Origin of the sequence: Acidovorax sp. HMWF018 (genome assembly GCF_003061035.1) — a bacterium.
GTDB classification, from domain to species: Bacteria; Pseudomonadota; Gammaproteobacteria; order Burkholderiales; family Burkholderiaceae_C; genus Acidovorax; species Acidovorax delafieldii.
The window spans coordinates 16,553-16,921 of the sequence record NZ_QAIM01000586.1; the positions used below are offsets into that span (position 1 = coordinate 16,553).

A 369-nucleotide genomic window follows, 5' to 3' on the forward strand; every position below is an offset into this window, starting at 1 on the left:
TCTTTTTGCACGGACGCAGCCCCCGCCATGACCTCACCGCCCCGCCGCTTTGCCAACACGCACCCTGACGTGGTGATCGGCAACTTCCCCTGGTACGAAATGGTCTGGCGCTCGCTGCGCGGCGATTTCAAGCCGCGCAGCGAGCCTGCGGGCGGCTACGGGGCCTTTGCCCGGCAGTGGACGCAGCCCGTGGACCCCGCGCGCCTGGCACAGCGCCAGCAGGCCCCCGTGATCACCTGGCTGGGCCATGTCTCCATGCTGCTGCAGGTGGCGGGCCTCAACGTGCTGATCGACCCCACGCTGTGCGATTTTGCGGGCCCCCTGGGCCGCTTCGGTGCCCCGCGCCGTGTGCCTGCGCCCCTGGCGCCC

Annotated in this window: 1 pseudogene; it reads left to right on the top strand. The window is 71.0% G+C overall.

Annotation, left to right across the window (positions count from 1 at the left end):
- Positions 1-27: 27 nt before the first annotated feature.
- A pseudogene (locus DBR23_RS24975) lies at positions 28-369 on the top strand (phospholipase); the annotation flags it as partial.